The sequence below is a fragment of the Streptomyces muensis genome, from assembly GCF_021474425.1.
Lineage (GTDB): Bacteria > Actinomycetota > Actinomycetes > Streptomycetales > Streptomycetaceae > Streptomyces > Streptomyces muensis.
This window is the reverse complement of record NZ_JAKEIP010000171.1, coordinates 1-18,007: the sequence shown is the minus strand read 5'-3', so window position 1 is coordinate 18,007 and position 18,007 is coordinate 1. Positions and strand designations below refer to the sequence as shown.

Sequence of the window (18,007 nt, the reverse complement as noted above, 5' to 3'; positions counted from 1 at the left end):
GGCTGCGGCTCCCCGACGCCGATCCGCTGCCCGTCGTGCACCGCGTCCCGACCCGCGACAAGGTCGTCTTCCTCACCTACGACGACGGCGCCGAGAAGGACCCCCGCTTCGTCGACCTGGTCCGTGAACTACGGCTGCCCGTCAGCATGTTCCTCACCGACAGCGTGGCCGGCCCGGGCTACGGCCACTTCGCGCGCCTGCGCTCGGTCGGCGCGTCCATCCAGAACCACACCCTCGACCACGCCGCCCTGCGCGGCCTGCCCTACGCCGGCCAGCGCGCCGAGATCTGCGGCCAGCAGAACAAACTCCGCGCCCGCTTCGGCATCCGCCCCCGCCTCTTCCGCCCGCCCTACGGCACCTACGACACGACCACACTCCGTGCCGCGGCCCACTGCGGCGTGACCGCGGTCGTCCTCTGGCGGGCGGCGATGGAAGGCGACGCCGAACTGACGTACGCCCACGGCCCCGCCCGGCTGCGAGCCGGCGACATCGTGTCCCTCCCGTCGGCCGAGCCGGCGGGCCTGAGCCTGAGAGAACGAACGACGAAACTGCTCCGGGAGATCCAGAAGCGGGGGCTGACAGTGGGCCGGTTGGAGGACTACATCTGACGCAATCACCTGCTGGAGCTACCTGCAGGAATTCCCTGACGGAACTTCCGGACGAAACTTTCTGTCGCCGGTCCAGCCCATTCAGCCCGTCCGGCGTTTGAGGACGAGGCCGTTCAGGCCGATAGGGGGGTCTGGGGGCGCAGCCCGCCAGGGGCGGTCACCTCGACGCCGGTCGCCCAGAACCGCGACGCCAGTCACCCGAATCCCGCTCAGCCAGCGCAAGCGAATTAGCAGTCCGCTTGACCGAGTGCTAACCCCCGCCATAGTCTCGGCTCTGGCACTCGGCAGATGAGAGTGCCAACTACGCGACGGGCAGGTCCGGCACCCGCGACGACGGATCCACCTGGTCGCCACCTCAGACAGTTAACCCCGTGAGATCTCCGAAGGGGGAGGTCGGATCGTGACGACCACCAGCTCCAAGGTTGCCATCAAGCCGCTCGAGGACCGCATCGTGGTCCAGCCGCTCGACGCCGAGCAGACCACCGCCTCTGGCCTGGTCATCCCGGACACCGCCAAGGAGAAGCCCCAGGAGGGCGTCGTCCTGGCCGTGGGCCCGGGCCGCTTCGAGAACGGCGAGCGCCTGCCGCTCGACGTCAAGACCGGCGACATCGTGCTGTACAGCAAGTACGGCGGCACCGAGGTGAAGTACAACGGCGAGGAGTACCTCGTCCTCTCGGCTCGCGACGTGCTCGCGATCATCGAGAAGTAATTCACCGCTTCCTCACCGAAGCACCTTGCTTGTGAGCTGCGCCCCGGGCCCCCGCGACCTTGTGAAGCCGGGCGTCAGGGGCGCAGTTCGTTTCACCCACGTTTTCCGAGAGGGCTGAACCGCTCCCATGGCGAAGATCCTGAAGTTCGACGAGGACGCCCGTCGCGCCCTCGAGCGCGGCGTCAACAAGCTGGCCGACACCGTCAAGGTGACCATCGGCCCCAAGGGCCGCAACGTCGTCATCGACAAGAAGTTCGGCGCGCCCACCATCACCAACGACGGCGTCACCATCGCCCGCGAGGTCGAGGTCGAGGACCCGTACGAGAACCTCGGCGCCCAGCTGGTGAAGGAGGTGGCGACCAAGACCAACGACATCGCGGGTGACGGTACGACCACCGCCACCGTGCTGGCCCAGGCGCTGGTCCGCGAGGGCCTGAAGAACGTCGCCGCGGGTGCCTCCCCGGCCGCCCTGAAGAAGGGCATCGACGCGGCCGTCGCCGCCGTCTCCGAGGACCTCCTCGCGACCGCCCGCCCGATCGACGAGAAGTCCGACATCGCCGCCGTCGCCGCGCTGTCCGCCCAGGACCAGCAGGTCGGCGAGCTCATCGCCGAGGCGATGGACAAGGTCGGCAAGGACGGTGTCATCACCGTCGAGGAGTCCAACACCTTCGGTCTGGAGCTGGACTTCACCGAGGGCATGGCCTTCGACAAGGGCTACCTGTCGCCGTACTTCGTGACGGACCAGGAGCGCATGGAGGCCGTCCTGGAGGACCCCTACATCCTCATCAACCAGGGCAAGATCTCCTCCATCCAGGACCTGCTGCCGCTGCTGGAGAAGGTCATCCAGGCCGGTGCCTCCAAGCCGCTGCTGATCATCGCCGAGGACGTCGAGGGCGAGGCCCTGTCGACCCTGGTCGTGAACAAGATCCGTGGCACCTTCAACGCGGTCGCCGTCAAGGCCCCCGGCTTCGGTGACCGCCGCAAGGCGATGCTGCAGGACATGGCGACCCTGACCGGCGCCGAGGTCATCTCCGAGGAGGTCGGCCTCAAGCTCGACCAGGTCGGCCTCGAGGTGCTGGGCTCCGCCCGTCGCATCACCGTCACCAAGGACGACACCACGATCGTCGACGGCGCCGGCAAGTCGGACGCCGTCCAGGGCCGCGTCGCCCAGATCAAGGCCGAGATCGAGAACACCGACTCCGACTGGGACCGCGAGAAGCTCCAGGAGCGCCTCGCGAAGCTGGCCGGCGGCGTGTGCGTGATCAAGGTCGGCGCCGCCACCGAGGTGGAGCTGAAGGAGAAGAAGCACCGTCTGGAGGACGCCATCTCCGCGACCCGCGCCGCGGTCGAGGAGGGCATCGTCTCCGGTGGTGGCTCCGCGCTGGTCCACGCCGTCAAGGTCCTCGAGGGCAACCTCGGCAAGACCGGCGACGAGGCCACCGGTGTCTCCGTGGTCCGCAAGGCCGCCGTCGAGCCGCTGCGCTGGATCGCCGAGAACGCCGGCCTGGAGGGCTACGTCATCGTCTCCAAGGTCGCCGAGCTGGAGAAGGGCAACGGCTACAACGCCGCCACCGGCGAGTACGGCGACCTGGTCAAGGCCGGCGTCATCGACCCGGTCAAGGTCACCCGCTCCGCCCTGGAGAACGCCGCCTCCATCGCCTCCCTCCTCCTCACGACCGAGACCCTGGTCGTCGAGAAGAAGGAAGAGGAAGAGCCGGCCGCCGCCGGTGGCCACGGCCACGGGCACGCCCACTGAGTCCGGCTGAGCCGAGCCGAGCCCAGCGCTCGAAGAAGGCCCCGCTCCCGCGCCTGTGCGCGGGACCGGGGCCTTCCCCCTTCGCGGGCCTCACTGACCGAGTACCCCCAGCTGCTCCAGCAGCCCCGCCCGGTCGTAGATCCAGTGGCTCTCGCAGATCCTGCCCTCCCGGAACCGCTGCCAGGTCATGCCCCGCATGCTCACGTCCTGGTCGGTCGCCGGGATCCCCAGGAACTCGCCCTTGTGGTGCGCGACCCACGTCCACCGGGTGCACACCTGGTCGCCCTGGGCCATCTGGTCGTCGATCCGGAAGGTGAAGTCGAAGGCGGCCCGCCACCCCTCGTACTGCTCGCGGACACCGTCGACGCCCTGCACCGGCCGCGGGTACGACGGATCGTGATCCACGTAGTCACGGGTGAGATGGTCACCGATCCGCCCCGGCTCCATCCTGCCCATGGCCTCGAAGAAGGCCCGCGCGGCCAGGACGTTCAGCTGCTCGTCGCGCACCACGTCCAGATCGGTGAACGTGGGCTCCCTGTCACAGAGCGCCACCATCTCCTGGAAGATCCGGTCGGTCTCGGGCAGGTTGGAGTTGCGCATCGCCTCCTCGTACGAGGCGAACTCCACGATCTCGATGAAGTGCGCCGGGTCGGACCGGTCCTTGCCGATGATGTCGTGCGTCGCCGTCCGCTTCCCCTTGGTCTGCTCGACCCACCTGTCCATCAGCCGGTTCATCTCGTCGAAACGGCTGGTCCTGCAGTCGATGAGCTGTACGAAGGTCATGGGCGTCGTCGCCTCCCGGCCCCCCTGGGTGCGGCTGGACAGCTCCATTTTCCCCACTGCGCGGGCCGTGCGCCTGTTCACCCGCCCCGGACCGGCCGACGCCCGCCGACCCGCCTACTGCGGCCCGTACTTGCGCCCCGTCCGTGAGCTGATCCCCCCGAGCATCCCTCGCGGCACCAGCTTCGCCGCCCCCATCAGCACCTTGTACCGGGGGTCGGGAATGGACAGCGCCCTGCCCCGGGCCAGGTCCTCCAGCGCGGTGGCCGCCACCTTGTCCGCGTCCAGCCACATCCACCCCGGGATGTTGTCCGTGCCCATCCCGGCCCGCTCATGGAACTCGGTGCGCACGAATCCCGGGCACAGCGCCATCAGCCGCACCCCGCTCCCGGCCAGGTCCCGCGCCGCCCCCTGGGTGAACTGCACGACCCACGCCTTGGACGCGCCGTACGTACCGCGCGGCACGAAGGCCGCGACCGACGCGACGTTGACGACACCCCCGCGCCCCCGCTCCCGCATCGCCTCGGCGGCCGCCGACGTCAGCCGCAGCACGGCCTCGCAGTGCACCTTGAGCATCTTCAGCTCGTCGGCCATCGAGACGTCGAGGTAACGGCCCTTGTTGCCGAAGCCGGCGTTGTTGATCAGCAGGTCGACCGGGTTCCTGCGGTCGCCGAGGCGGGCGGCGACCGTCTCGATGCCGGTGTCCTCGGCCAGGTCGGCCGCCAGCACCTCCGCCTCGATGCCGTGCCGGTCGTGCAGTTCGGTCGCCTGCTCCCGCAGTCGCTTGACGTCCCGGGCGACCAGGACGAGGTCGTGCCCGTCGGCCGCCAGCCGCCGTGCGAACGCGGCGCCGATGCCCGCGGTCGATCCCGTAATCAATGCCGTTGTCATGGCGCAAGGTTAGTGACCCGGACCGAGTGCGTCCGTTTGCTGCACAGGCCCTCCCGATCAGTGGAGGCCGGGCGAAGGCCCGTACGCCGAACCGTGCGGTGAGCGCTCGTCAGACCCCGTGCTTCGCCACGTACTTCCGCGCCTCCTCCAGCACTTCCGAATGCAGCGCCGCACCGGCTGGAAGCAGTCTCGGCAGCAGCTTGCGCTCGGTCGTGACCGCACGGAACTGGAGCGCCACCGTCACCTCGTGGTCCGGGCGGTGGATGATCTCCATCGCGTCCCCCGCCCGGATCTCGCCCGGCTCGATCACCCGCAGATATGCCCCCGGCGCCCCCTGCGCCGTGAACCGCTTCACCCACTGCTTCTCACCCATATGGCCCTGGAAGGTCAGGCAGGGAATCCGGCCGCTCGTGACCTCCAGCACCACGCCGGACCCGATCCGCCAGCGCTCGCCGATGAGCGCGCCGGACACGTCCAGGCCGGACGTCGTGAGGTTCTCGCCGAAGCCGCCGTTCGCCAGCGGCCGCCCCAGCTCGCGCTCCCACGCGTCGAGATCCTCACGCGCCACGGCGTACACGGCCTGGTCGTCGCCGCCGTGGTGCTCTCTCTTGCACACCGCGTCCCCGGCCAGCCCGCTCCCCCCGATGCCCTTGGGCCCGGGCGCCGCCACCCGCACCGGCCCGTCAACCGGCCGCTTGTCGATGCCGGTCACGGCGTCGGGGTCATCCGCGTTCGGCACCGGCTTCGGGTGGCCCAGGTTCACAGACAGAAGCTTCATGAGGGCAAGGTAGGCGAGCGGTGGCCAAAGTGTCGACGCATTATTCGGTGATCTCCCCAAGGCTCGCTTATGCTCGGTTCCGTGCTCGAAGCCCGTCACCTCCGCGTCCTGCGCGCCGTTGCCGCCACCGGCTCCTTCTCCGCGGCCGGCCGCGAACTGGGCTGCACCCAGCCCGCTGTCAGCCAGCAGATGAAGGCCCTGGAGACATCGGTCGGCACGCCCCTGCTGATCCGCAGCGGACGCGAGATGCGGCTGACCCAGGCCGGAGAGGCCCTGGTGCGGCACGCCTCAGGGATCCTGGCCGGACTCACCGCCGCCGAGGAGGAGGTCGCCGCCATCGCCGGACTGCGCGCCGGCCGCGTCCGCCTCGTCTCCTTCCCCAGCGGCAGCTCCACCCTGGTCCCGACCGCCCTCGCCGCCCTGCGCGCCGCCCACCCCGGCACCCGCGTCTCCCTGGAGGAGGCCGAGCCGCCGAACTCCGTCGAGCTGCTGCGCGAGGGCGACTGCGACGTGGCCCTCGCCTTCCGGTACGAGGGTGCAGCCGGCGCCGAGGAGTGGGACGACCTGGTCGTACGTCCCCTGCTGACGGACCGTCTCGTGGGCCTCGTCCCCGAACGGCACCGCCTGGCGCGCACCGCAGCCGCCGGGCCCGTCGCCATCGGGGAGCTCGCGGCCGAGCCGTGGATCGCCGGATGCCCGCGCTGCCGGGGACAGTTGATCGAGGTGTGCGCCGGTGCCGGATTCACGCCCCGTATCGACTTCGCCACCGACGACTACCCGGCGGTGGTGGGCCTGGTGGGCGCCGGCCTGGGCGTGGCCGTCCTGCCTCAGCTCGCCGTCGAGTCCGTACGGCCGCGGGGGGTGCGCATGGTGACGCTGGAACCGGCGGTCCGGCGGGAGATCGTGGCGCTCACGCTGCCCGACCTGGCGCAGGTGCCGGCCGTGGCGGCGACGCTCGACCAGCTGGCGCGAGCCGCCGCCCGTTAGCCGGGGAGTCCCCCGGCGAACCAGGGAATCTCCCGGCGAAGAAGAAGGGCACGCGTACGCGTGCCCTTACGTGCAGAAACGTTCCTTCAGGTGTGCGAGCCGGCCTCCCCGCTGGCCGTCGACGCCGCCGACACCAGCCGGTTGCGCGCCCGCCCCATGAGCTCCTCGCGCTCGTCCTCGGTCAAGCCGCCCCAGACGCCGTACGGTTCGCGCACCGCCAGCGCATGTGCCGCGCACTGCGCGCGGACCGGGCACCTCATGCAGACCTCCTTGGCCGAGTTCTCTCGAGCGCTCCGAGCCGCACCGCGCTCGCCCTCCGGATGAAAGAAGAGCGAGCTGTCCACCCCGCGACAAGCAGCCAGCAGCTGCCAGTCCCACAGGTCCGCGTTCGGTCCGGGAAGGCGGGAGAAATCTGCCATTGCGTGACCCCTTGTAGCCGTTCTGGGCGGATACGGTGTCTACGACCGTACATCTACGATCTAAGAAGATGAAAATATGACTCATTGCGAATCTAGCCCCAAACGCCAGCAAACAGGAAGAAAAAGGTCTGAATGGGGCATGGGTTGTGATGAAAGATTGAGGGTCCGCCGTGCATGTCTGCCCCGTGTCCGCCCCCTCACGTAGAGTGCCGAAGACGGCACATGCCCCCGTAACTCTTTCGAGTGACCGTCGTTGAGAGGGCGGAGGCGGTTGAAGGAACAAGGGCTCGGGCAGGCGTCCGAGACGGTCGACCGCACAGGTGACGATTTCGTACCAGCCTGGAGGCTCAAGGTGACGTGCATCAGCTGCGGAGGGCGGCCATGACATCCGTCCTCGTCTGCGACGACTCCCCGCTTGCCCGAGAGGCGCTTCGCCGCGCGGTCGCGACCGTGCCCGGCGTCGAGCGCGTGACGACGGCGGCCAACGGCGAGGAAGTCCTCCGCCGCTGGGGCGCCGACCGCTCGGACCTGATCCTGATGGACGTACGCATGCCCGGTCTGGGCGGCGTAGAGACCGTGCGGCGGTTGCTGTCCGCCGACCCCGGTGCGCGCATCATCATGCTCACCGTCGCGGAGGACCTGGACGGCGTGGCGCTGGCGGTCGCCGCGGGCGCCCGGGGGTATCTGCACAAGGACGCCTCGCGCGCCGAGTTGAGGGCCACGGTGACGCAGGCGCTGGCCGACCCGACGTGGCGGCTCGCCCCGCGGCGGCTGCGCTCCGCGGAGATGGGCGCCGCTCCCACGCTCACGGCGCGTGAGATCCAGGTGCTCGAAGGGATGAGCCACGGTCGGTCCAACGCGGAGATCGGGCGCGAGCTGTTCCTCTCCGAGGACACCGTGAAGACGCATGCCCGGCGGTTGTTCAAGAAGCTGGGTGCGTCGGACCGGGCGCATGCGGTGGCGCTCGGGTTCCGGTGGGGTCTGGTTCGTTAATCGCGTCACTGTGGGTGCCGCGTTGCGCCGTCTGGCGGCTGCGGGTCCGTCGTGGCTGGTCGCGCTCACGCGGCGGTAGCCGCATGTCGACGCAGCCCCGCGCCCCTGAGGGGCGCGGGTGCCAGGTCGGCCGAGCAGCTCCGTCGGCGCCCGCTGCTCGTTTCGCGGCGGATGCCGCATCCTTGAGGTGTGGAGTCTCTCGGGGACGAGTCGATCGAGCGGAAGGGGAGGGCGCAGGGGATGAGTGCCGGCGCACCTGCTCATAACGCTTCGGTGCACAACATCGGGCGCGGTGCCACGGATGAATCGGCCGCAAGGCACCATGGACCGATGCGCGAGGACGAGACGACGGTGATCGGTGGGCTCGTTCACCGCGCCGTCGACGGGGATGAGCAGGCCACGCACGACCTGCTCGCCCATGTCCACCCCTTGGCGCTGCGCTACTGCCGCACCCGGCTGTCCCGGCTGCCAGGCGACGCACGTCACTTCGTGGAGGACCTGGCCCAGGAGGTCTGTGTCGCGGTTCTCCTCGCCCTGCCGCGCTATCGGGACACCGGCCGCCCCTTCGAGGCGTTCGTCTTCGCCATCGCCGCACACAAGGTGGCCGACCTGCAGCGGGCGGCGATGCGGCACCCGGGGTCCACGGCGGTTCCCTCGGACGAGATGCCCGAGCGCCCGGACGACTCGCTGGGCCCGGAGGAGCGGGCGCTGCTCAGCAGCGACGCCGAGTGGGCCAAGAAACTGCTGGCCAACCTGCCCGAGAACCAGCGCGAGCTGCTGCTGCTGAGGATCGCGGTGGGCTTGACCGCGGAGGAGACGGGTCAGATGTTGGGAATGTCACCCGGCGCGGTCCGGGTGGCCCAGCACCGCGCGCTGAGCAGACTGCGGGCGCTGGCCGAGCAGTAGGCGGCGCTCCTGAACGGGCGTCGCGCCGATTCCGTACGAACATACGAAGCCCGGAGCAGGCCCGAACCATGGAATTTGCCAGCTCTGCTTCCCGTTAGCATGGACATCCGCACCGATCAAGGCCATTTGGGGAAGGTGTCATGACTGCGAACGTCGACGGAGTGCCCGGTAAATTCGCGACACTCGGGCTGACCTACGACGACGTGCTGCTGCTGCCGGGCGCATCCGAGGTGCTCCCCAACGCGGTCGACACCTCGTCCCGCATCTCCCGCAACGTCCGGGTGAACATCCCGCTGCTCTCGGCGGCCATGGACAAGGTGACCGAGTCCCGCATGGCCATCGCGATGGCCCGCCTCGGCGGTGTCGGCGTGCTGCACCGCAACCTGTCCGTCGAGGACCAGGTCAACCAGGTCGACCTGGTGAAGCGGTCCGAGTCCGGCATGGTCACCGACCCCATCACGGTGCACCCGGAGGCGACCCTCGCCGAGGCCGACGCCCTGTGCGCCAAGTTCCGCATCAGCGGTGTCCCCGTCACCGACCCGGCCGGCAAGCTCCTCGGCATCGTCACCAACCGTGACATGGCCTTCGAGTCGGACCGCAGCCGTCAGGTGCGCGAGGTCATGACGCCGATGCCGCTGGTCACCGGCCAGGTCGGCATCTCCGGCACCGACGCCATGGACCTGCTGCGCAAGCACAAGATCGAGAAGCTTCCGCTGGTCGACGACTCCGGTGTCCTCAAGGGCCTGATCACCGTCAAGGACTTCGTCAAGGCGGAGAAGTACCCCAACGCCGCCAAGGACTCCGAGGGCCGGCTCCTCGTCGGTGCCGCCGTCGGCGCCAGCCCCGAGGCCCTGGAGCGCGCCCAGGCGCTCGCCGAGGCCGGGGTGGACTTCCTGGTCGTCGACACCTCGCACGGCCACAACAGCAACGCCCTCAGCTGGATGTCGAAGATCAAGTCGAGCGTGGGCGTCGACGTGATCGGCGGCAACGTCGCCACCCGCGACGGCGCCCAGGCGCTGATCGACGCCGGCGTCGACGGCATCAAGGTCGGTGTCGGGCCGGGCTCCATCTGCACCACGCGCGTGGTCGCCGGCATCGGCGTCCCGCAGGTCACCGCCATCTACGAGGCCTCCCTCGCCGCCCGCCCCGCGGGCATCCCGCTGATCGGCGACGGCGGCCTGCAGTACTCCGGCGACATCGGCAAGGCGCTCGCCGCCGGCGCCGACACCGTGATGCTGGGCTCGCTGCTCGCGGGCTGCGAGGAGTCCCCGGGCGAGCTGCTGTTCATCAACGGCAAGCAGTTCAAGTCGTACCGCGGCATGGGCTCGCTCGGCGCCATGCAGTCCCGTGGCCAGGGCCGGTCGTACTCCAAGGACCGCTACTTCCAGGCCGAGGTCGCCTCCGACGACAAGCTCGTGCCCGAGGGCATCGAGGGCCAGGTGCCCTACCGCGGCCCGCTGGCCAACGTGCTGCACCAGCTCGTCGGCGGTCTGCGCCAGACCATGGGCTACGTGGGCGCGGCGAGCATCGAGGAGATGGAGACCAAGGGCCGCTTCGTGCGGATCACCTCCGCGGGCCTCAAGGAGAGCCACCCGCACGACATCCAGATGACGGTCGAGGCGCCGAACTACAGCCGTAAGTGACGCACGCGCGCGCGTGAAGCTTGATCGAGGGCGGTCCCGGGTGAACCGGGGCCGCCTCTGTCGTACCCGTCGGCGATACTGGAAGACGCTGAAACGCATCAGGGAAAGGCCACAGACGTGACTGAGATCGAGATCGGGCGCGGCAAGCGCGGCCGCCGGGCGTACGCCTTCGACGACATCGCCGTCGTCCCCAGCCGCCGTACGCGGGACCCGAAGGAGGTCTCGATCGCCTGGCAGATCGACGCCTACCGCTTCGAGCTGCCCTTCCTGGCCGCCCCCATGGACTCGGTCGTCTCCCCGGCCACCGCGATCCGCATCGGCGAGCTCGGCGGCCTCGGCGTGCTGAACCTCGAAGGCCTGTGGACGCGGTACGAGGACCCGCAGCCGCTCCTCGACGAGATCGCGGAGCTGCCCACGGAGGCCGCCACCCGCCGCCTCCAGGAGATCTACGCCGCTCCCATCAAGGAGGAGCTGATCGGCCAGCGCATCAAGGAGGTGCGCGACTCGGGCGTGGTCACGGCCGCCGCGCTCTCCCCGCAGCGCACGGCCCAGTTCTCCAAGGCGGTCGTCGACGCCGGCGTCGACATCTTCGTCATCCGCGGTACGACGGTCTCGGCGGAGCACGTCTCCGGCGCGCACGAGCCGCTGAACCTGAAGCAGTTCATCTACGAGCTCGACGTCCCGGTGATCGTCGGCGGCTGTGCCACGTACACCGCGGCCCTGCACCTCATGCGGACCGGTGCCGCGGGCGTGCTCGTGGGCTTCGGCGGCGGCGCCGCGCACACCACGCGCAACGTCCTCGGCATCCGCGTCCCGATGGCCACGGCGGTCGCGGACGTGGCTGCGGCCCGCCGTGACTACATGGACGAGTCCGGCGGCCGGTACGTCCACGTGATCGCGGACGGCGGTGTGGGCTGGTCCGGTGACCTGCCGAAGGCCATCGCCTGCGGCGCCGACTCCGTGATGATGGGTTCCCCGCTCGCGCGCGCCACGGACGCGCCGGGCAAGGGGCACCACTGGGGCATGGAGGCCGTGAACGAGGAGCTGCCGCGCGGCAAGAAGGTGCACCTCGGGACGGTCGGCACCATCGAGGAGGTGCTGACGGGGCCGTCGCACACTCCCGACGGTTCGATGAACTTCTTCGGTGCGCTGCGGCGGGCGATGGCCACGACCGGGTACAGCGAGCTGAAGGAGTTCCAGCGGGTCGAGGTCACGGTCGCGGACTCGCAGCACCAGCGGTAGCCGGTACGGCTACGGCCGATACGTCAGGGAAGGGCCGGTCACTCCGGGTGGGGTGACCGGCCCTTTTGCGTGCCCAACTGCGGTTGCACGGGGGCGTGTTGTGCTGGTGGGGGCGCGTGGTTGCGTTTGGGGCGAATGTGGGCTGAACGGGTGTGGGGAGTCGGTAGTGTCCGTGATCGGCGACCCAAGCTCTCTGGGGCGCCCCCTTCCAAGGAGATGTTCCGGACCCCGGCCCTCGGGGCCCGGCCCGAGCTCCAAACGGACCGCCTACCGGGCCACTGGGCGGCATCGTGGAAGGGGGCGCGCCCATGGGCCGTCACCGCAAGCCCACCCACTGGGATCGACTTCGGCTTCGGCTGGTGAAGTTCCGGAGGAGGTGCGTCTTGTGGATCTATGGGCGATGAGCGGCCACCCCTAAACCAACTAGGGGTGGACACTCCGTGAGTCGCTCGGGAGCCTGCCGCAGCGCCTACTGTGGTGGGCTCCCACCTTTTTGGCGGGATGGTGAGCGGCCGTCCCTACGAGAACTAGGGGCGGACACTCCAGGGTCCATCCACGAGCCCGCCACAGTGCCCGCTGCGGCCGACCCCACCTGTCTTCGTAAGGTACCCGCGCCGCGCCCCGTATGCCACCAGCTGCAGGAACCCGTCCGCCCACGCGCCCCCCATCACAACCGATGCGCCGCCCCCGTAGGCGTAGCCCCCCGCGTGTCCAGCAACAGCTGCGCCTTCACCGACAGCCCCTGAAGGTCGTACCGCCGATGCTGCTGGAGCAGGATCGTCAGGTCGGCGTCGGCGGCGGCCTCGTACAGGGAGTCCGCGCGGGGGACCGGGCGGTCCAGGACGTTCCAGGACGGGATGTGCGGGTCGTGGTAGCTGAGGGAGGCTCCGAGCCGCATCAGGCGGACCGCGACCTCCTCGGCGGGCGTGGACTGCTGGTCGGCGAGGTCGGGCTTGTAGGTGACGCCGAGAAGGAGGATGCGGGCGCCGCGCGCGGACTTGCCGTGTTCGTTGAGGAGGGCGGCGGCGCGCTGGACGACGTACTGGGGCATCTGGTCGTTGACCTGCTGGGCCAGTTCGACCATGCGCAGGGTGCGACCCGCGTGGGCGGTGAGGTCCTGTGGGACGGCGTGGCCGCCGACGCCGGGGCCGGGGCGGAAGGCCTGGAAGCCGAACGGCTTGGTCTCCGCGCAGCGGATGACGTCCCACAGGTCGACGCCCAAGTCGTGGCAGAGGACGGCCATTTCGTTGACGAGGGCGATGTTGACGTGCCGGAAGTTGGTCTCCAGGACCTGCACGGTCTCGGCCTCGCGCGGGCCACGCGCGCGTACCACCTTGTCGGTGAGACGGCCGTAGAAGGCGGCGGCCGACTCGGTGCACGCGGGCGTGAGGCCGCCGATCACCTTGGGGGTGTTGGCGGGGGTGAAGTCGCGGTTGCCGGGGTCGACGCGGCTGGGGGAGTAGGCGAGGTGGAAGTCGCGGCCGGCGACCATCCCCGAGCCCTCTTCGAGGAGGCGACGCAGGACGTTCTCGGTGGTGCCCGGAGGGACGGGCGACTCCAGGATGACGGTGGTGTGCGGGCGCAGTCGTCCGGCCAGGGTGCGGGCGGCCGCCTCGACCTGGCTGAGGTCGAGCCCGCCGTCCGCGCCGCGCGGGGTCGGCGCGCAGATGACGGCGGTGCGTACGCGGCCGAGCTCGGCGGGGCTGGTGGCGTGCCGGAAGCCCCCCGAGAGCATCCGGCGCAGTTCCGCGGGACTGAGGGAGGCGGCCTCGGGCCCGGTCCGGTAGCCGAGCGTGGGGATGCCGGCCGCGACGGCGGCCTTGGCCAGCGGCAGGCCGTACGGGCCGAGTCCGATGACGGCGAGATCTGCGGGCATGGCGTGGGCCGTCCTTCCCAGTAACCGAAGTGGAGCAGGTGCGCAAGCCCTGTGGACAGATCGAGGGAGCGCAATGTCAGACTAGGAGTAAATATGACCGATTTGCGGCATTGAATGATCGCGTTTCCGTGAGTGTTGTCCACAGGCTGGGGGCGCGTGGTGGCTGAACTCGGGCAACCCGGTCAGAATTTTGGGCATGGGGGGTACGAAGCGGGCTTCGCCCGACGGGTGCGGCCTACGCGACCGATGAGCGGGAGGCAGCGGTGAGGACAGCGACACTGGGGCCGGCGGAGCGCGCCGAGTCACTCGCAGCAATGGCCGAGCGCGAGCTGGACCTACTGGTCGTGGGCGCCGGCGTCGTGGGTGCGGGCACCGCCCTCGACGCGGCGACCCGGGGACTGTCCACCGGCCTGGTCGAGGCCCGTGACTGGGCGTCGGGCACCTCGAGCCGGTCCAGCAAGCTCATCCACGGCGGCCTGCGCTATCTGGAGATGCTCGACTTCGCCCTCGTACGCGAGGCCTTGAAGGAACGCGGGCTGCTGGTGTCACGGCTCGCCCCGCACCTGGTGAAGCCCGTGCCCTTCCTGTACCCGCTGCAGTACAAGGGCTGGGAGCGCCTGTACGCCGGTTCGGGTGTCCTGCTCTACGACGTCATGTCGATGGCCCGCACCCACGGTCGCGGCATGCCCCTGCACCGCCACCTGAGCCGCCGTCACGCCCTGCGCATCGCCCCCGCCCTGAAGAAGGACGCACTGGTCGGCGCGCTGCAGTACTACGACGCCCAGATGGACGACGCCCGCTATGTCGCCACCCTCGTGCGCACGGCGGCGGCGTACGGCGCGAAGGTCGCCAACCGCGCGCGCGTGACCGGGTTCCTGCGTGAGGGCGAACGCGTCGTCGGGGCCCGGGTGCAGGACGTCGAGGCGGGCGGGGAGTACGAGATCCGCGCCAAGCAGATCGTCAACGCGACCGGGGTGTGGACCGACGACACCCAGTCGATGGTGGGGGAGCGCGGACAGTTCCACGTGCGCGCCTCCAAGGGCATCCATCTGGTCGTGCCCAAGGACCGCATCCACTCCACGACGGGGCTGATCCTGCGCACCGAGAAGTCCGTGCTGTTCGTCATCCCCTGGGGCCGGCACTGGATCGTCGGCACCACCGACACCGACTGGGACCTCGACAAGGCCCATCCGGCCGCCTCCAGCGCCGACATCGACTACCTGCTGGAACACGTGAACTCGGTACTCGCGGTGCCGCTGACCCGGGACGACGTGGAGGGTGTGTACGCGGGACTGCGGCCGCTGCTCGCCGGTGAGTCGGACGCCACCAGCAAGCTCTCGCGCGAGCACACCGTGGCCCACCCCGTGCCCGGACTCGTCGTCGTGGCGGGCGGCAAGTACACGACGTACCGGGTGATGGCCAAGGACGCGGTGGACGCGGCTGTGCACGGGCTCGACATGCGGGTCGCCGAGTGCGTCACGGAGGACATTCCGCTGGTGGGCGCGGAGGGGTACCGGGCGCTGTGGAACGCGCGTGCGCGGATCGCGGCGCGGACGGGCATTCATGTGGTGCGGGTGGAGCACCTGTTGAACCGGTACGGCTCACTGGCGGAGGAACTGCTCGAACTCATCGCCGCAGACCCCACGCTGGGCGAGCCCCTGCAGTCCGCCGACGACTATCTGCGCGCCGAGGTCGTCTACGCCGCCTCGCACGAGGGGGCGCGGCATCTGGACGACGTGCTCACGCGGCGCACGCGCATCTCCATCGAGACGTTCGACCGGGGCACACGGTGCGCGCGTGAGGCGGCCGAGCTGATGGCGCCGGTGCTGGGCTGGGACAAGGACCACATCGAGCGCGAGATCCAGCACTACGAGAAGCGCGTGGAGGCCGAGCGGGAGTCGCAGCGGCAGCCGGACGACCTGACGGCGGACGCGGCGCGGCTGGGGGCGCCGGACATCGTGCCGTTGTAAGGCACGCCGACCGCCTGGACACGGGAACGTCACTCGAACGGGTGGCGGAAGTCGGGATATCCGCTCGAACCCCGGCCGTTCTACCTGGTGCGAGGGCAGAACTCGGCGGCGAGCAGCCGGGGTTCGAGACCGGGATCCGCTATCGCCGTCGTGTTCACCCGGAAGGTCAGGACACGACGACCGCCGACGGTGGCCGCGGAGCGCACGTAGCTGCCGGATATGCGCCCGTTGTGCCCCCAGACGACGGTGCCGCAGGGCAGTTTCACGGGAAAGAGTCCCATGCCGTACGAGCCGTGTGCGGCACGGGTGTCGAGCATCTCGCGCAGCCAGCGCGGGGGCAGCAGACGGCCGCCGAGCAGGGCGGCGTAGAAGCGGTCGAGGTCGGCGAGCGTGGTCACCAGCTCGCCCGAGGCGCCGGCCACCCGCGGGTCGAGTTCGGTGACATCGGTCCCGTCGGTGGCGTAGGCGCGGCCGTGCGGAGAGGGCAGAGAGGTGCGGGAGCCAGGGAAGGAGGTGTGGGTCAGACCCAGCGGAGCGATGACACGGCGTTCGGCCTCGGTGGCGTAGGAGCGGCCGGTGACGTGCTCGATGACCAGGCCGAGCAGGACGTAGTTGGTGTTCGAGTAGGAGAAGACGCCGGGTTCGGCAGGGGGGTGGGTGAGCGCGACGCGCACGGCCTGAAGCGGTGTGAGGGGGACGGTGCCCCCGGTCGCGGCGGTGAAGTCGTACAGGCCGCTGGTGTGGGTCAGCAGGGAACGAAGGGTCAGCGCGCGCCCGTCGTTGCCCGCCCCGCGCACCAGACCCGGCAGATACCGCTCCACCGGGTCGGAGAGCGACAGCCGTCCCTCGGCGGCCAGTTGCAGGACGACCGTCGCGATGAAGGTCTTGGTGATGCTGCCGGCGCGGAAGTGGTCGGCACGGGCGATGCCCTGGCCGGCCCGGGCGTAACGGGTGCCGGTCGCCTCGCGGGCCAGCAGGGCCGCGGCGGGGGCCTTGCCCCGGGTGAGCAGTCGCGGCAGCAGGGAGTCCGTGGCCTGTGCCGTGGAGGGCGAGTAGGCGATGCGCGCCGAGGAGGAGGTGGGGGTCAGACCGAGGAGTGCCGGGACCACCAGGCCGATGAGCGCCAGGGCCACGGGCAGGGCCACCAGTGTCCGGAGCAGGGGCATCGCCGGTCGTGCCATACGGGTTCCTTCCCTTGTCGCGGCTCATCATGCCGGGCAAGCGGAACGCGCGATTCACCGGGCCTCGGCTGCGGCGTGCGCTCATGGCCCGGGCCGTGCGGTCGGGTGGCGGGGCCAGGGGCACCCTGGGCGTCGGGCACTTGTCGGGTGAGAGACAATGGAGGCTCTGTCAGGGCGGGTTGTATGAGGGGACGCATGTCGGAGGCGGAGCGGGCGGGGACATCTCGTCAGGACACTCGTCAGGACGACCGCGAGCGTCTCCTCGCGGGGCGGTACCGGCTGGGCGGAGTGCTCGGCAGGGGCGGCATGGGCACGGTGTGGCGTGCCGTCGACGAAACTCTCGGGCGGACCGTCGCGGTCAAGGAACTGCGGTTCCCGTCGAACATCGACGAGGAGGAGAAGCGGCGGCTGATCACGCGCACCCTGCGTGAGGCCAAGGCCATCGCGCGGATCCGCAACAACAGCGCCGTGACCGTGTTCGACGTGGTCGACGAGGACGACCGGCCGTGGATCGTGATGGAGCTCGTCGAGGGCAAGTCGCTCGCCGAGGTCATCCGCGAGGACGGTCTCCTGGAGCCCAAGCGGGCGGCCGAGGTGGGCCTCGCCGTGCTCGACGTGCTGCGGTCCGCGCACCGCGAGGGCATCCTGCACCGTGACGTGAAGCCGTCGAACGTCCTGCTGGAGTCCGACACCGACCGGGTCGTGCTCACCGACTTCGGTATCGCCCAGGTCGAGGGCGACCCCTCCATCACCTCGACCGGCATGCTCGTCGGCGCGCCCTCCTACATCTCCCCGGAGCGGGCCCGCGGCCACAAGCCGGGCCCCGCGGCCGACCTGTGGTCGCTGGGCGGGCTGTTGTACGCGTCGGTCGAGGGGACGCCGCCGTACGACAAGGGCTCCGCCATCGCGACGCTCACGGCGGTGATGACCGAGCCGCTGGAAGAGCCGAAGAACGCGGGACCGCTGAGGGACGTCATCTACGGTCTGCTCACCAAGGACCCCGAGAAGCGGCTCGACGACGCCGGTGCGCGGGCGATGCTCAACGCCGTCATCCACGCGCCCGCGCCCAAGGAGGAGCCGGAGCCGGCGGACGCGACGAAGGTCGTGCCGTTGCCGCCGCAGCCCGACGGGCCCGAGGGCAAGGGCCGTTCGGGCTCCGGGTCCGGGAGCAGGCGGGGCGAGGAGGCCGGGGAGCGGTTGCGCGGGGCGCTGCGTTCCGTGCGGAAGGCCGCGGCGGGTGCGGGGGTGGCGTGCCGGGGCGGCGGGGG

16 protein-coding genes are annotated in these 18,007 nt (G+C 70.4%); 10 read left to right on the top strand and 6 right to left on the bottom strand.

Translation table 11 applies throughout. The features are described from left to right. The 3 genes from L0P92_RS30415 to groL all read left to right on the top strand — a co-directional run. Positions 1–608 (top strand): polysaccharide deacetylase family protein (locus tag L0P92_RS30415; RefSeq protein ID WP_234766257.1); only part of this gene is annotated, 608 nt, incomplete at its 5' end. A gap of 400 nt (positions 609–1,008) precedes the next feature. Next, positions 1,009–1,317, top strand: a complete 309-nt coding sequence (gene groES, locus L0P92_RS30410; protein WP_003998759.1) for a co-chaperone GroES — start codon at positions 1,009–1,011, stop codon at positions 1,315–1,317. A 127-nt stretch (positions 1,318–1,444) separates the two neighbouring features. Beyond that, positions 1,445–3,073, top strand: coding sequence for a chaperonin GroEL (gene groL / locus L0P92_RS30405; protein ID WP_234766256.1), 1,629 nt, complete (start codon positions 1,445–1,447; stop codon positions 3,071–3,073). A gap of 90 nt (positions 3,074–3,163) precedes the next feature. Here groL and L0P92_RS30400 read toward each other — a convergent pair whose 3' ends face one another. From L0P92_RS30400 to L0P92_RS30390, 3 genes are all read right to left on the bottom strand, one after another. Then, a complete protein-coding gene (locus L0P92_RS30400; RefSeq protein ID WP_234766259.1) occupies positions 3,164–3,856 on the bottom strand; it encodes an ester cyclase in 693 nt (230 codons plus the stop codon). A gap of 114 nt (positions 3,857–3,970) precedes the next feature. Further along, the gene (locus tag L0P92_RS30395) at positions 3,971–4,744 is read right to left on the bottom strand and encodes an SDR family NAD(P)-dependent oxidoreductase (protein WP_234766255.1); all 774 of its coding nucleotides are present in this window, start codon (positions 4,742–4,744) and stop codon (positions 3,971–3,973) included. A gap of 109 nt (positions 4,745–4,853) precedes the next feature. Then, entirely contained in the window at positions 4,854–5,522 is a 669-nt protein-coding gene (locus L0P92_RS30390; protein ID WP_234766254.1) for an MOSC domain-containing protein, read from the bottom strand. Positions 5,523–5,603: 81 nt separating this feature from the next. Here L0P92_RS30390 and L0P92_RS30385 point away from each other — a divergent pair, with 81 nt between their 5' ends. Next, a complete protein-coding gene (locus tag L0P92_RS30385) occupies positions 5,604–6,509 on the top strand; it encodes a LysR family transcriptional regulator (RefSeq protein WP_234766253.1) in 906 nt (301 codons plus the stop codon). 86 nt (positions 6,510–6,595) lie between these two features. On the opposite strand, the gene L0P92_RS30380 is transcribed toward L0P92_RS30385, so the two are convergent. Next, positions 6,596–6,928, bottom strand: a complete 333-nt coding sequence (locus L0P92_RS30380; RefSeq protein ID WP_234766252.1) for a WhiB family transcriptional regulator — start codon at positions 6,926–6,928, stop codon at positions 6,596–6,598. A gap of 381 nt (positions 6,929–7,309) precedes the next feature. Here L0P92_RS30380 and L0P92_RS30375 point away from each other — a divergent pair, with 381 nt between their 5' ends. The 4 genes from L0P92_RS30375 (at position 7,310) to L0P92_RS30360 (ending at position 11,712) form a co-directional block, all read left to right on the top strand. Beyond that, positions 7,310–7,921 carry a response regulator transcription factor gene (locus L0P92_RS30375; RefSeq protein WP_003948568.1) on the top strand — a complete coding sequence of 204 codons (612 nt, stop codon included), beginning with the start codon at positions 7,310–7,312 and terminating at the stop codon, positions 7,919–7,921. 330 nt (positions 7,922–8,251) lie between these two features. Beyond that, the gene (locus L0P92_RS30370) at positions 8,252–8,827 is read left to right on the top strand and encodes a sigma-70 family RNA polymerase sigma factor (protein ID WP_234766251.1); all 576 of its coding nucleotides are present in this window, start codon (positions 8,252–8,254) and stop codon (positions 8,825–8,827) included. Positions 8,828–8,967: 140 nt separating this feature from the next. Continuing rightward, a complete protein-coding gene (gene guaB, locus L0P92_RS30365; RefSeq protein WP_234766250.1) occupies positions 8,968–10,470 on the top strand; it encodes an IMP dehydrogenase in 1,503 nt (500 codons plus the stop codon). 117 nt (positions 10,471–10,587) lie between these two features. Then, the gene (locus tag L0P92_RS30360; protein WP_234766249.1) at positions 10,588–11,712 is read left to right on the top strand and encodes a GuaB3 family IMP dehydrogenase-related protein; all 1,125 of its coding nucleotides are present in this window, start codon (positions 10,588–10,590) and stop codon (positions 11,710–11,712) included. A 667-nt stretch (positions 11,713–12,379) separates the two neighbouring features. On the opposite strand, the gene L0P92_RS30355 is transcribed toward L0P92_RS30360, so the two are convergent. Further along, positions 12,380–13,588 carry a nucleotide sugar dehydrogenase gene (locus tag L0P92_RS30355; RefSeq protein ID WP_234766248.1) on the bottom strand — a complete coding sequence of 403 codons (1,209 nt, stop codon included), beginning with the start codon at positions 13,586–13,588 and terminating at the stop codon, positions 12,380–12,382. Positions 13,589–13,851: 263 nt separating this feature from the next. Between L0P92_RS30355 and L0P92_RS30350 the strand changes: the two genes are divergently transcribed. After that, the gene (locus L0P92_RS30350) at positions 13,852–15,558 is read left to right on the top strand and encodes a glycerol-3-phosphate dehydrogenase/oxidase (RefSeq protein ID WP_234766247.1); all 1,707 of its coding nucleotides are present in this window, start codon (positions 13,852–13,854) and stop codon (positions 15,556–15,558) included. An 80-nt stretch (positions 15,559–15,638) separates the two neighbouring features. On the opposite strand, the gene L0P92_RS30345 is transcribed toward L0P92_RS30350, so the two are convergent. Beyond that, positions 15,639–16,724: a serine hydrolase domain-containing protein gene (locus L0P92_RS30345; RefSeq protein ID WP_234766258.1), complete on the bottom strand. Its 1,086-nt coding sequence runs from the start codon at positions 16,722–16,724 to the stop codon at positions 15,639–15,641. Positions 16,725–16,934: 210 nt separating this feature from the next. On the opposite strand from L0P92_RS30345, the gene L0P92_RS30340 reads away from it, so the two are divergent. Continuing rightward, positions 16,935–18,007: serine/threonine-protein kinase (locus L0P92_RS30340; protein ID WP_234766246.1), on the top strand; the 1,073-nt coding region annotated here is incomplete at its 3' end.